15 protein-coding genes, 1 tRNA gene and 1 riboswitch are annotated in these 12,937 nt (G+C 70.6%); of the genes, 4 read left to right on the top strand and 12 right to left on the bottom strand.

The window, feature by feature from the left end:
• Positions 1-3: 3 nt before the first annotated feature.
• From ACGFWE_RS25605 to ACGFWE_RS25615, 3 genes are all read right to left on the bottom strand, one after another.
• Positions 4-948 carry an aldo/keto reductase gene (locus tag ACGFWE_RS25605; protein ID WP_393602020.1) on the bottom strand — a complete coding sequence of 315 codons (945 nt, stop codon included), beginning with the start codon at positions 946-948 and terminating at the stop codon, positions 4-6.
• A gap of 122 nt (positions 949-1,070) precedes the next feature.
• A complete protein-coding gene (locus tag ACGFWE_RS25610) occupies positions 1,071-2,096 on the bottom strand; it encodes a M23 family metallopeptidase (protein WP_352391818.1) in 1,026 nt (341 codons plus the stop codon).
• An 11-nt stretch (positions 2,097-2,107) separates the two neighbouring features.
• A riboswitch (cyclic di-AMP (ydaO/yuaA leader) is annotated at positions 2,108-2,265 on the bottom strand.
• A gap of 298 nt (positions 2,266-2,563) precedes the next feature.
• Positions 2,564-2,637 (bottom strand) — tRNA-Met (locus ACGFWE_RS25615).
• A gap of 115 nt (positions 2,638-2,752) precedes the next feature.
• Between ACGFWE_RS25615 and ACGFWE_RS25620 the strand changes: the two genes are divergently transcribed.
• The 3 genes from ACGFWE_RS25620 (at position 2,753) to ACGFWE_RS25630 (ending at position 4,877) form a co-directional block, all read left to right on the top strand.
• A complete protein-coding gene (locus ACGFWE_RS25620; RefSeq protein ID WP_352391819.1) occupies positions 2,753-3,016 on the top strand; it encodes a hypothetical protein in 264 nt (87 codons plus the stop codon).
• Between the two features lie 71 nt (positions 3,017-3,087).
• Positions 3,088-4,239 carry a histidine kinase gene (locus ACGFWE_RS25625; protein ID WP_393602022.1) on the top strand — a complete coding sequence of 384 codons (1,152 nt, stop codon included), beginning with the start codon at positions 3,088-3,090 and terminating at the stop codon, positions 4,237-4,239.
• Positions 4,227-4,877 (top strand): response regulator, encoded by a 651-nt coding sequence (locus tag ACGFWE_RS25630; protein ID WP_393602024.1) that lies wholly within the window; start codon positions 4,227-4,229, stop codon positions 4,875-4,877. The genes ACGFWE_RS25625 and ACGFWE_RS25630 overlap by 13 nt, the downstream gene beginning before the upstream one ends.
• A 3-nt stretch (positions 4,878-4,880) precedes the next feature.
• Here ACGFWE_RS25630 and ribA read toward each other — a convergent pair whose 3' ends face one another.
• Positions 4,881-5,522 (bottom strand): GTP cyclohydrolase II, encoded by a 642-nt coding sequence (ribA, locus tag ACGFWE_RS25635; RefSeq protein ID WP_352391822.1) that lies wholly within the window; start codon positions 5,520-5,522, stop codon positions 4,881-4,883.
• A 129-nt stretch (positions 5,523-5,651) separates the two neighbouring features.
• A complete protein-coding gene (locus ACGFWE_RS25640; protein ID WP_393602027.1) occupies positions 5,652-6,161 on the bottom strand; it encodes a MarR family winged helix-turn-helix transcriptional regulator in 510 nt (169 codons plus the stop codon).
• A gap of 69 nt (positions 6,162-6,230) precedes the next feature.
• Between ACGFWE_RS25640 and ACGFWE_RS25645 the strand changes: the two genes are divergently transcribed.
• Entirely contained in the window at positions 6,231-7,358 is a 1,128-nt protein-coding gene (locus tag ACGFWE_RS25645) for a dihydrofolate reductase family protein (RefSeq protein ID WP_393602028.1), read from the top strand.
• A 16-nt stretch (positions 7,359-7,374) separates the two neighbouring features.
• Here ACGFWE_RS25645 and ACGFWE_RS25650 read toward each other — a convergent pair whose 3' ends face one another.
• From ACGFWE_RS25650 to ACGFWE_RS25680, 7 genes are all read right to left on the bottom strand, one after another.
• Positions 7,375-8,949, bottom strand: coding sequence for a hypothetical protein (locus ACGFWE_RS25650; RefSeq protein WP_393602030.1), 1,575 nt, complete (start codon positions 8,947-8,949; stop codon positions 7,375-7,377).
• 164 nt (positions 8,950-9,113) lie between these two features.
• Positions 9,114-9,317, bottom strand: a complete 204-nt coding sequence (locus ACGFWE_RS25655) for a cold-shock protein (RefSeq protein WP_057609368.1) — start codon at positions 9,315-9,317, stop codon at positions 9,114-9,116.
• 186 nt (positions 9,318-9,503) lie between these two features.
• A complete protein-coding gene (locus ACGFWE_RS25660; RefSeq protein ID WP_352391826.1) occupies positions 9,504-9,812 on the bottom strand; it encodes an SCO5918 family protein in 309 nt (102 codons plus the stop codon).
• Between the two features lie 65 nt (positions 9,813-9,877).
• Positions 9,878-11,356, bottom strand: a complete 1,479-nt coding sequence (locus ACGFWE_RS25665) for a DEAD/DEAH box helicase (protein ID WP_393602032.1) — start codon at positions 11,354-11,356, stop codon at positions 9,878-9,880.
• Positions 11,357-11,609: 253 nt separating this feature from the next.
• Entirely contained in the window at positions 11,610-11,813 is a 204-nt protein-coding gene (locus tag ACGFWE_RS25670; protein ID WP_023586116.1) for a cold-shock protein, read from the bottom strand.
• A 201-nt stretch (positions 11,814-12,014) separates the two neighbouring features.
• Entirely contained in the window at positions 12,015-12,269 is a 255-nt protein-coding gene (locus ACGFWE_RS25675; RefSeq protein WP_352391828.1) for a hypothetical protein, read from the bottom strand.
• A 10-nt stretch (positions 12,270-12,279) separates the two neighbouring features.
• A complete protein-coding gene (locus ACGFWE_RS25680; RefSeq protein ID WP_393602035.1) occupies positions 12,280-12,912 on the bottom strand; it encodes a DUF5994 family protein in 633 nt (210 codons plus the stop codon).
• Between the last annotated feature and the right edge of the window lie 25 nt (positions 12,913-12,937).

Consider the following 12,937-nt stretch of genomic DNA (forward strand, 5'->3'; position numbering starts at 1 on the left):
GGGTCAGGCCGACGCCTCCGTCAGGCGCGCCAGCTCCTCCTCCGTCAGGGTCAGGTCGGCCACGCCCAGCAGCGCCGGCAGCTGTTCCACCGTGCGGGCGGACGCGATCGGGGCCGCGACCGTCGGCTGGGCGGCGAGCCAGGCGAGGGCGACCGTGGCGACCGGGACGGTGTGGGCCTCGGCGATGTCGTCGAGCGCCGCGAGGACCTTGCGGCCGCGCTCGGTGTCCAGGTGCTGGCCGGCGCCCGCGGCGCGCGCACTGTCGACCGTCGTACCGGGGCGGTACTTACCGGTGAGGAACCCGGAGGCGAGGGCGTAGTACGGGACGGCGGCGAGGCCCTCCCGGGCCGCGAGCGCCTCCAGTTCACCCTCGTACGTGTCGCGCGAGACCAGGTTGTAGTGGGGCTGGAGGGCGACATAGCGCGCGAGGCCCTCGCGGTCGGAGAAGGCGAGGGACTCCGCGAGGCGCGCGGCGGAGATGTTGGAGGCGCCGATCGCCCGCACCTTGCCCGCCTTCACCAGTTCGTCCAGCGCGCCGATGATCTCCTCGACCGGCACCTCGGTCTTGTCGAAGTGGGTGTAGTACAGGTCGATGTGGTCGGTGCCCAGGCGCTTCAGGGAGGCGTCGGCGGCGGCCTTGATGTTCGCCCCGGACAGGCCCTGGAAGTCGGGGTGCTGGCTGACCTTCGTGGCGATGACGACGTCGTCACGGTTGCCGCGAGCCGCCAGCCACTTGCCGATGACGGTCTCGGACTCGCCGCCGGAGTTTCCCTCGACCCACGCCGAGTACACGTCGGCCGTGTCGACGAAGTTGCCGCCGGCCGCGGTGTACGCGTCGAGGACGTCGAAGGAGGTGGCCTCGTCGGCGGTCCAGCCGAAGACGTTGCCGCCGAGGGTGAGCGGGAAGACCTCGAGGTCGGAGGAGCCGAGCTTGCGAAGAGAAGTCATGCCAACGTCAACGCCCGTGCCGGACGCCGGTCTTCCGCTGCGGCCGCAAAGTCCTCGTAAACAAGCGGAATCAGCTCCTCCGGCGCACCGGCACAAACCTCAGGGGCGCTTCAGTTGGCGCCTCAGGGAGTGAGCCCCTTGCCGCGCAGCCACGCCATCGGGTCGATCCCGTCGGCCGAGCCGTTCGGGTGGACCTCCAGGTGCAGGTGCGCGCCGGTCACGTTGCCCGTGGCGCCCACGCGGCCGATGACGTCACCGGTGCCGACCTTCTGGCCGACGCTGACGCTGATCGAGGACTGGTGGCAGAACCACAGCTCGGTGCCGTCGTCGAGGGTGAGGATCGTGCGGTAGCCGTAGGAACCGGCCCAGCCGGCCTCGGTGATGGTGCCGCTGTGGATCGCCTTGATGAGCGTGCCCGTGGGGGCGGCGAAGTCGAGGCCCGTGTGGTAGCCGGAGGACCACAGCGAACCGGCCTGACCGAAGGTCGAGGTGATGGTGTACGACGAGGTCGGCAGCGTGTACTGCTTGGCGAGCTCGGCCAGGCGCGCGGCCTCGGCCTTCTTCGCGGCCGCCTCCTCCGCCTTCTTCTTCGCGGCGGCGGCCTTCTCCTGGGCCTCCTTCTCCGCCTTGGCGGCGGCCGCGTCGGCCTCCTTCTCGGCGGTGTCCGCGATGGCCTGGGCGGCCTTGGTGTCGAGCTGGTCCTGCTGCAGCTCGGCCTGGGCCAGGATCCGCGAGCGCAGCGCCTCACCGGCGTCCGAGGTGCCCTTGGCGGTGTCGGCGGTGGTGGCACCGACGCTGCTGAAGGCGCTCGTGTCGTCCGCGGTGGGGGCGGAGTCGTCCGAGATGAGCGAGCCCACGTTGGGCAGGTCGGGCATGGAGATGGAGACCGGCGGCTTGCCGGTGTTGGCGCTGGCCATCCCGCCGGCGCTGACGGCGGCTATGACACCGACGCCCAGAACGGTGGAGCTACGGGCGAACCCTCCGCCACGCTGCTTGGCGACGCGATGCCGGCCTCGTACGGGAGCGAGGGAGTCCGCGGTGGGGTTCCACTCGCCGAGCGGGGCCTCGTCGTCGGCGCGGTAACCGCCGTATACGAGGGTGTCGCTCGGGACGTACGGCGCCTCGGGGGCAGGCGGGTTGGACGCCACGTGGGCGCGCTCCTTTCCTTCCTTCTCGCCTACCGGGTTAGCTGACGGGTTCGGAGCAGGAAGGTCTCCTACGCGCGTATACCGACCGTGCTGCCACGGTGGCGTACGAGCGATTCACCCCAAGTTGGTGGTTCCCCGGTTCCCTTGCGGAATTCGGCGCGTGAGCACGGAGCCGTCTCTTGTGACGGCTGGGACGACCGCGCTGCGTTATCGAACGTTAATAGACGCGGGGGCCCGATTCCAAGCCGTTCCGCTTGATCATTAACGAAATCACGCTGGACTTACGGCCCATGAACGCCTAAAAACGGGCGAGTTGACCTTCACTCAAGCCACACAAGGACATTGACGGTATGTCAGCTGTAACGCGGAGGGCGGTCGCGCGCTCACCCCGCGTCACATCACGTCACGAAGGGGAAAACACTCAGGGCCGGAGTCCAGTGAACTGGACTCCGGCCCTGAGCCGTGAGTAGCGGGGACAGGATTTGAACCTGCGACCTCTGGGTTATGAGCCCAGCGAGCTACCGAGCTGCTCCACCCCGCGTCGTTGTGTAACCAGCATACGTCATCCGGAGAGTGCTCCGCGCCAGGGTTGTTTCGGGACCCCTCCCGCTGGAGCGGCGTACCGTGGCGGCCCTCACCAGAACCAGGAGGGAACCATGGCGGCAGCCGACGAGCGACCGGCGGAGATCGGCGAGCGGGACATCCCGCTCTCCGGCGGGCGAACGCTGCGGGTGACGGAGTTCGGCAACGGCGGCATCCGGCTGGCGGTGCGGGCCGGCTCGCCCTATGTGGTGACGAGCCTGGAGCAGTTCCACGACGGGACCGTGCTGAAGCTCTCTCCCGGCCGTGAAGGGTCCAACGCCCACAGGAACTGGGTGCGGGACCACGGCGGCGGCGAGGACGGCGGCGGCGGGGAGTGATCCTCGTCCGGGCCCCGATGGTGTAGCGGGCTACACCGTGCGCCCGGGGCCGTTCGTCTAGCGTGAGCGGCATGGGGAAGTCGGTGCGGCGTGCGGCGATGGCGAGCGTGCATCTCGTCGTGGCCGCGGCGATGTGCTTCGGCATGTACCTCTTCATCACCGTGCTGCTGATCGCCGCCATCGGTACGGTCGCCGTGGTCGGCTGCTGGCTGCTGCCCGAGGCCGTGCTGCTGATACGGCGGATCGCCGGCGCCAAGCGGAACCTGACCGCCCTGTGGACGGGCCGGGAGATCCCCGAGGCGTACACACCGATGACCGGCACCCTGCGCGAACGGCTGCGCATCTCGGTGCGGGACCCCGGCACGCTCAGGGACCTCCGCTGGATGCTCGCCCACTACCTCTACGGCGCCCTCCTCGCGCTCGCCCTCCCGCTGTGGCCCCTCGGCCTGGTCGTCGACGGCGTGTGGGCCGGGGCGCTGCGCCGCGACCCCGTCGTCCTCCCGCTGATCGTGCGGCTCGCGGACACCGAGGCCCGCTGGTCGACCGTGCTGCTCATGCCCTCCCCCGAGGCCAGGCTGGCCCGGCGGGTCGAGGAGCTGCGGGAGACCCGGGCCGATGCGATCGCCGCGCACGAGGCCGAGCTGCGCCGCATCGAGCGGGACCTGCACGACGGCGCCCAGGCCAACCTGGTGGCGCTGTCGATGCGGATCGGACTCGCCAAGCGGGCCTACGAGCGGGACCCCGACGCCGCCCGCAAACTGCTGGACGACGCCCAGGACCAGGCCGAACAGGCGCTGGCGGAGCTGCGGCAGGTGGTGCGCGGCATCCACCCGCCGATCCTCACCGACCGGGGTCTCGTCGGCGCGGTAAGGGCGCTCGCCGCGAGCGGCGGACTCTCCGTGGTCGTGGACGACGGCGGCCTGGACGCGGGCACCCGGGCGCCCGCGGCGGTGGAGGCCGCGGCCTACTTCGTGGTGGCCGAGTCGCTCACCAACGTCGCCAAGTACAGCGGCGCCGACCGGGCCGAGGTCCGGCTGGCCAGGACCCGGCGCGGTCTGACCGTGCGGGTGCGGGACGAGGGCCGGGGCGGCGCCGACGAGTCCGCTGGCTCGGGGCTGCTCGGTATGCGGCGCCGGGTCGCCGCGCTCGACGGGACCTTCGAAGTGACCAGCCCCATCGGGGGCCCGACCGTGATCGATGTGGAGCTGCCGTGCGTGTGGTGATCGCCGAGGACAACGCCCTCCTGAGAGAGGGGCTCGTCCTCCTTCTGACCTCCTCCGGGCACGAGGTCGTGGCCGTCGTCGGCACCGGCCCCGAGATCCTGCCCGCCCTGCTCGAACACCGCCCTGACGTGGCCGTCCTCGATGTGCGGATGCCGCCCGGGTTCCGCGACGAGGGTCTGCGGGCCGCCCTGGAGGCGAGGGAGCGGATCCCGGGACTCCCGGTACTGGTGCTCTCGCAGTACGTCGAGGAGTCGTACGCCGCCGAGTTGCTGGCCGGTGGCACCAGCGGGGTCGGCTACCTCCTCAAGGACCGGGTCGGCCGGGTCGACGAGTTCCTCGACGCGCTGGAGCGGGTGGAGGCCGGCGGTACGGCGCTCGACCCCGAGGTCGTCACCGAGCTCCTGACCCGGCGCCGCGACACCCCGCTCGGCTCCCTCACCCCGCGCGAGCGCGAGGTGCTGAAGCTGATGGCCGAGGGCCACGACAACACGACCATCGCCAAGACCCTCGTGGTCACCGAGCGCGCGGTCAGCAAGCACATCGGCAACGTCTTCCTCAAGCTGGGCCTGCCGCCGAGCGACAGTGGCCACCGGCGGGTCCTGGCCGTGCTGGCCTATCTGGCGCACACGCCCAGGTGACGGTCAGCCGACGCCGAGTTCGGTCAACTCCCCCAGCGGCAGCGTGTGCTGGGTCTGCAGGACCTTCGCACGCAAGTAGCGGACGTTGTGGGCGGTGGTGAAGACACCGGTGGGGACCCGGTCGCGGACGTCGATGCCGAGGTCGCGCAACTGGCCCGCCTTGTCGGGGTTGTTGGAGAGCAGGTCGAGCTCGGCGATCCCCAGTGCCTGGAGCATCTGCGCGGCCGCCGTGTAGTCGCGGGCGTCCTCGGGCAGGCCCAGCGCGGTGTTCGCGGCGTAGGTGTCGAGGCCCTGGTCCTGGAGGGCGTACGCGTCGAGCTTGTTGTAGAGGCCTATGCCGCGGCCCTCCTGGCGGAGGTAGAGCAGGACGCCGCCGCGCTCGGCTATGCGCTCGACCGCCTCGCGCAGTTGCGGGCCGCAGTCGCAGCGGGCGGAGCCGAAGACGTCGCCGGTGAGGCACTCGGAGTGCAGCCGCACCAGCGGGGTGGTGCCGGGGGCGGGGTCGCCGAGGACGACGGCGAGGTGCTCCCGCCCGTCGGCCAGGCCGTGGAAGGTGACGAGTTCGGCGTCCACGCCGTAGCCGTCCCCGAAGCGCAGCGGGACGCGGACGCGGGAGCGCTGGGTGGCGGCGGGCAGGTCGGTCATGCGGGTACTCCGCTCCGTAGGCACACCTGCTTCAGATTTGAAACAGTTCTACTGATCGAGACCCTACCCCATGCTTTAAATTTGAAGCAACGCCTTTATGGCGCTTGTCACTGGCCTTTATGGCGCTTGTCATCCACAGGGCGGCGACGACCGACGGCGCCACGGAACCTCCCCGGAGGCGCCCTCCTCGCCCTGGAGCCCCTCGGTGACGCTCGTGAAGATCTCCTCGAGCTGCCCCACCTGCTCCGGGGTGAGCCGGTCGAAGAGCGCGGTGCGGACCGTGTCCACATGTCCCGGGGCCGCCCGCTCCAGCACCGCCATCCCCTCGTCGGTGAGGACCGCGACACTGCCCCGCTTGTCCCACTGGCAGCTCTCGCGCCGCAGCAGCCCGTCCTTCTCCAGCCGGGCGACGGCATACGTCAGCCGCGGCCGGGTGATCTTCAGAAACTCGGCGAGCTCGGTCATCCGCAACCGCCGCTCCGGGATCTCGGAGAGGTTGGCCAGGATGGAGTAGTACAGGTGGGGCATGCCGGCCTCCTGCTGGAGCTGCCGGTCGATGGTGTCCTCCAGGAGGAGCGAGGCGGCGATGTACGCACGCCAGGCTCGCTGCTCGTCGGGGCTGAGCCAGCGGGTCGTCATGCCCCCAGTGTAGGTTTGCTTCAAACTTGAACCAAGCCCCGCCATCCGTTTTCGAGAGGGACCGCGCCGATGCCCCACCCCTACGTCCTGCTCTCCGCCGCGGTCTCCCTCGACGGCTACCTCGACGACACCGGCCCCGACCGGCTCCTTCTCTCCAGCCCGGCCGACTTCGACCGCGTCGACGAGGTCCGCGCCTCCGTGGACGCGATCCTCATCGGCGCGGGCACGATCCGCGCCGACAACCCCCGCCTGCTGGTGAACTCCGAGACGCGCCGCGCGGCCCGGGTCGCCGCCGGGAAGCCGCCGTATCCCCTGAAGGTCACGGTCAGCGGCTCGGGAGAACTGGACCCGGCCGCGAACTTCTGGCACACGGGCGGCGACAAGCTCGTCTTCACGACGGACAAGGGCGCGGAGCGGGCCCGCTCCCTCGGCCTGGCGGCCGACGTGGTCTCCCTCGGCCCCGAGCTGGACTGGCGCCGCCTGCTGGAGCACCTGCACGAGGAGCGCGGAGTGGAGCGGCTGATGGTGGAGGGCGGCGGCCGGATCCACACCCAGCTCCTCCAGCAGGGCCTGGCGGACGAGGTGCAGCTGGTCCTCGCCCCCCTCTTCGTCGGCACCCCGGACGCCCCCCGCCTCTTCGGCCCGGGCGGCTACCAGTCCGGCCGGCTGCGGCTGCTGGAGAGCCGCCGTATCGAGGACGTGGTCCTGATGCGCTACGAGCCCACCGCCCCCGGCACCGGCCCGCTCCCCACCGCCGCGGACCACCAATGGCTCGCGCGGGCCTGCGAGTCGGCGGCGCAGTGCCCGCCTTCGGAGACCGCGTTCAGCGTGGGCGCGGTCGTGGTGGCGGCCGACGGGACGGAACTCGCCCGCGGCCACTCCAGGGAGGCCGGCGCCCCGGTCGTCCACGCGGAGGAGGCGGCGCTGGCGAAGATCGCCCCGGACGACCCCCGCCTGGCCACGGCCACCGTCTACACCAGCCTGGAACCCTGCACCCACCGGGCCTCCCGCCCGGCCCCCTGCGCCCGGCTGATCCTGGACGCGGGGGTACGCCGGGTGGTGACGGCGTGGCGGGAGCCGGACACCTTCGTGGCGGGAGCGGACGGGACGGGACTGCTCACGGCGCAGGGCGTGGACGTGGTGGTGCTGGGCGAGTACGAGGACCGCGCCAAGGCCCCGAACCGCCACCTGCTGTGACCCCGCCCCGCCGGCCTCAGCCGATGGCGTACGCCCGGTAGACCGTCTCCACCGAGCGGTCCCCGGCCGCGTCGGTCACCTCGGAACGCAGGGCGACCGCACCGGAGGCCGGGTTGTGCACGGACGCCTGCCAGGTCGACCCGGAGTGCCTGACGGTCGCCGCCTTCCAGGTCCTGCCGCCGTCGGCGGACGACCAGACGCGGACGGACTTGGCGGTCACCGTGGTGAACTTCAGGTCGGGGTCCTGGGAGCCGCGCCCGGCACTCACGTCGACCGTGGTCGTGCTGTTCGCGGCGGCCTGGTTGTGGCTGTTGAGCCCGGTCGGCAGAAAGCGGGTCATGAAGACGGGCGCGACCATCGGCCTGGCCGGGTCGGCCTTGAAGTGCCAGTCGAGGGTGACGCGCGACGACAGCATGCCGGCGGGGAAGGTGACGCCCGGGCGGTAGCGGTGGGCGTCGACGGTCAGGTCGTACCAGCCGGCCGAGCGGATGCCGGCGGAGAACTCGGCGTCGCTGCTACCCCAGTTGGTCAGGGTCTGCTTCTTGACGGTGGTGCTTCCCTTGGACAGGACCACCGTCTCCTTCGTCGGGTCGGCCCCGCTGATCCCGACATCGGGGTCGCCGATCAGGGCGTCCGGTATGAAGCGGACGGACTTGCGCGCGACCGTCGGCAGATAGTGCATCGGACTCCACGCGGCCCGGCCGAAGGACTGGGTGAAGCTCTGTCCCGCCTTCAGGGTCCTGACCTTCGGGAAGCCGCCGCCGATGTCGTCGCCGTTGCTCGCGAAGAGGTCGTCGCGCGGCTGCCAGGTCCCCGGCGTCACATGGACGGTGGCGCTGTACGGTGCGCTGTCGTCGCGGACCTCGGTCATCATGTCGGTCGTGCAGTTGTCGGTGCTGGGGCTCGCCTGGAGCGCGGTGTCGTTGTCCTGGGCCATCTGCGTGCCGCTGCGCACCGAGAAGCGCATCGTGGCCAGCCCCGACCGCTTGAACGACCCGCCGGGCGCGGCCGGGATGCCCGTGGTGTTCTTCACGGCGACGTAGCTGTCGTGACCCGACCACTGCGCCAGGTACCCGAACTGCAGCAGCCTGGAGGAGTTCGGGATGGCGTAGAGGGAGCCCTGGTAGTTCCAGCCGCCCGTGCTGAAGGCGGAGGGCATGTTGCTGACGGTGGCCGCGCACACCTGTGCGCTGATCCGCGGCGCGTCGGTCACGTCGGCCGGCGTGTCGAGCGACACCTTGACGGCCTTGCCCTTGCGCGCGTCGAGCGTGACCGAGGTACTCCCCGACACCTGCACGACCTCCGCGCCGAGGGTGTCGGTGCCCAGCCCCTCCGAGCTGTGCTCCCAGATGTCGGTCATCGCGAGGTAGCGCCCCGAGGGCAGGGTGATCCGCTTGCCCGAGGCGACGCTGTACGTCTGCCCGGACGGCACCGCGACGACGGTGACCGTCGTCGCGACCTTGGCGCCGTGCCGGCCCAGCGTGGTGACGGCCAGTGAGCCCGACGCCGCCTGCGCCGGGACGGCGGAAGCGAGCAGCGGCACCAGCGCGGCCACCCCGACGAAAGCGAGCGATCTGCGTCGCACGGTCATGAAGTCCCCCTCCGAACCCCGAAGTCGGCCAAGCCTAGGCACGCAACGGGCCTGGGAGATCAAAGCGAGGAGATACGTCTGACCAAGCTGCGGCCAAGAAACGACCCGCAAAACGCCGGGGCCGCGCGGCGTGCGCCGCGCGGCCCCGAACGTCACGTGAAAGGTCAGGCGGGGGTGATGTTCTCCGCCTGCGGGCCCTTCTGACCCTGGACGACGTCGAACGTCACGGTCTGGCCCTCCTGGAGCTCACGGAAGCCCGAGGAGTTGATCGCGGAGTAGTGCGCGAAGACGTCCGGACCGCCACCGTCCTGCGCGATGAAGCCGAAGCCCTTCTCCGCGTTGAACCACTTCACAGTTCCCGAAGCCATAGTCATGCCTTCCAGTCGATGAACGCCCTCCCCCGGTGGGGAAGACGGAGGTTGATCGCCCTGGTCCCTGCGGCACAGCACAGCAAAGCGCCCACACCCGAGGCGTGGGCAATGGGGAACTCCGAACCACGACAGCCGGCACAGACGCTACCCGTCCGCACCCGCTGCCACCACAGAAAACGTCGGTCAGACGGGAATGGGGCTGCCGAGCAGTGCGGAAGCCCGCTCCAACGGGCTTTCGCTGCGCACGGGCGCGGGCGCGGGAAGGGCGCGGCAGGTGAAGCCGAGCTGGGACATGGCCCGAAGGACCTCGCCGGCACTGAAGTCGCGGCGGTCCTGACGGGTGATGACCTGGCCGACCTGCTTGAGGGGATAGTGGCGCCGCCCGATGATCACGGACTCGCCGGTGACCGGTTCGGGTTTGACACCCTTCATCGATTCCAGCACGCCGCTCTTGGTCAGGTCGAACGGGAAGCGGGCGATGACACAGCGCATGATGCCTCACAGGGAGAAGGGGAGAAGCGGTTCAGTCGGCTTCCTGGTCACGAAGGTGCCAGGTGCTAGGCCGCCGCTACGACGGCGGGCTGCCGTACGGACACCCGGCGGGCCGCCGAGGCGGGGCGGCGTCGGCCGCGTGAGGTGGCGCCGCGCTTCTTGGGGCGTTCGACCACCGGTGCCGTGATGACGACCGGGATGCCGGACGGGGCCTGGGCGCCGGTGATGCGGTGCAGGGCCTCGTCGCCGACGCGGACCTGGGTGGTCACCGGGACGATGCCGGCCGCCGCCATGAGGCGGGTCATGTCGCGGCGCTGGTTCGGGGTGACCAGGGTGACGACACTGCCGGACTCGCCGGCGCGGGCCGTACGGCCGCCGCGGTGCAGGTAGTCCTTGTGGTCGCTCGGCGGATCCACGTTGACGACCAGGTCGAGGTTGTCGACGTGGATGCCACGCGCCGCGACGTTGGTCGCCACCAGCACGTTGACGTGGCCGGACTTGAACTGCGTCAGCGTGCGGGTGCGCTGCGGCTGGGACTTGCCGCCGTGCAGGGCCGCGGCCCGTACCCCGCTGTTCAGGAGGTGCTCGGTGAGGCGGTCGACGGCGTGCTTGGTGTCGAGGAACATGAGCACGCGGCCGTCACGGGCGGCGATCTCGGTGGTGGCCGTGTGCTTGTCGCCGCCGTGGACGTGCAGCACGTGGTGCTCCATCGTGGTGACCGCGCCGGCCGAGGGGTCGACGGAGTGCACGACGGGGTCACTGAGGTAACGGCGCACGAGCAGGTCGACGTTGCGGTCCAGGGTGGCGGAGAACAGCATCCGCTGCCCGCCCGGACGCACCTGGTCGAGCAGGGCGGTGACCTGCGGCATGAAGCCCATGTCGGCCATCTGGTCCGCCTCGTCCAGGACGGTGACGGAGACCTGGTCCAGCCGGCAGTCGCCGCGGTCGATGAGGTCCTTGAGCCGCCCGGGCGTCGCCACGACGATCTCGGCACCGCCGCGCAGCGCGCTCGCCTGCCGGCCGATCGACATCCCGCCCACGACCGTGGCGAGCCGCAGCTTCATGGAGCGGGCGTACGGGGTGAGGGCGTCGGTGACCTGCTGTGCCAACTCGCGCGTCGGTACGAGGACCAGCCCCAGCGGCTGCCTGGCCTCGGCCCGCCGACCGGCCGTACGGGCCAGCAGCGCCAGCCCGAAGGCGAGGGTCTTGCCGGAGCCGGTGCGGCCACGGCCGAGGACATCGCGGCCGGCGAGGGAGTTCGGCAGGGTCGCGGCCTGGATCGGGAACGGTACGGTCACGCCCTCCGAGCCGAGCGCGGTCAGCAGTTCCCCGGGCATGTCGAGCTCGGCGAAGCCCTCCACGGCGGGAAGCGCGGGGGTGACGGACTTGGGGAGGGCGAACTCCCCCTGGATCGCGGCGGGTCGGCGACCCTGGCCACCGGACCGGCGCGGGGCCGGCGAACCGAACCGGCTGCCGCCCCTTGTGGAGTCGGCACTGCCGTTACGGGTGCGGGTGAAGCGGTCGTTCGTGCGTGTGCGGTTCATGCGGGACCTTCCTCGATGCGGCACATATCAAGGAATTCCCGCAGCGATGAGCAGCACGGTGAATTGCAAGAAGGGCCGGTGGAACGGGCAGCGAATCTGGCCGACGAAAAATTCGTACAGGCACAGGAGCTGAAACGAGTGGTGCGATGCGGCGCGGAGGCGATATTCATCGCTGCGGGAAACGCCGGAAATGCGTGCAGCTGGGGCCCGCACCCCGAAGGATGCGGGCCCCAGCTGAAAGTGCGCGTGAGCGTCAGGCGGGAACGATGTTCTCGGCCGTCGGGCCCTTCTGGCCCTGTGCGATGTCGAAGGTCACCTTCTGGCCCTCGAGCAGCTCGCGGAAGCCCTGGGCGGCGATGTTCGAGTAGTGGGCGAACACGTCAGCGCCGCCACCGTCCTGCTCGATGAAGCCGAAGCCCTTTTCCGCGTTGAACCATTTAACGGTACCGGCAGCCATGCATATCTCCTTCAACCACACCTTCAACTGAGATCGACAGTAGCACGCCGAAGCGACCCGTGTGCGCTAAGAAGTCCCGCTTTGCATTTTGGTTCGCTTTTAACGCCAGAGAACCTGTCCGCGTGTCCAACTGAAATCTCACCTCACGGGCACAGCTATTGAATAATTCGGAGCGCAGACGTTCAGCGGCCCGACGTGATTTCACCGGTCATGGTGGGTACGGCCGCGACCGCGGCCCCCGTCGCGGTGGTCCCGTCGTTCGCCGGCGGTCGGCCACTCAGACCGGTCCGGTCCCACCGGGGGCTGTGGCGTGGCGCGTCCGCTGCGGCGGGGCAGAGGGGTGCTGTACCGGTGCGCGGCGATTCTGTCGGCGTGCTCGATGTTGAGCCGGTGGATCACGTATGCCGCAGCCGCGATGAGGACGATGAAGGCGGTGACCGTCAGGAAGGCGTTCATGGCGGCCGCCTCACTTGCCGACGATCAGGCGGCTGGGCGGACCGGACTGTTCCGGGACGGCCATCGCGGCGACGCCGTGCCGGGCCTCGTCCGCGGCGATGAGGGCGCTCGCGGTCAGGGGCGGGCTGTCGTGGTCGGACGCGGCAGCCATCAGCCGGGCCGCCGACTCCGCTCCGGTTTCCGGCGGGATGGTCAGCAGATCCCAGCGGCCGGTGCCGTAGGAGAGCAGGAGCAGCTTGTGCGGGTCGATCTCCGGCGTGAACCAACCGACCTTGACGACATGGCCGTTCGCCGAGACCTTGCGCGGGATGACGGGCCAGTACTCGGGGTTGACGGCGATGCGCGTGATGCGGCCCCACAAGGAATCCAACGCGTCGGTCAGCGCGGGCAGTTCACTCAGCAGATCCCGGGAGCGGGGCCACCAGGCGCCGTCCAGGAGTCCGCGGGAGGCGCCGTACGGCTTCAGGGCGAGACGCGCGGCCGGGGGTGCGACGGGTTCGGGGTGGGCCAGGGCGGGATACAAGGTCGCCGACATGATGCGGACCCGTCTCCGGGCCGCCTCTGCGGCGACCCGGGTTTCATCTCTCGCCGAGAACGACCCGGCGTGAAAGCCGGTGTGCGAAGTGCTCTCGGTACGGTCCACACTACTCCGCGCCCCGCCGCGACGC

The sequence above is a fragment of the Streptomyces sp. NPDC048523 genome, from assembly GCF_043199815.1.
GTDB lineage: Bacteria > Actinomycetota > Actinomycetes > Streptomycetales > Streptomycetaceae > Streptomyces.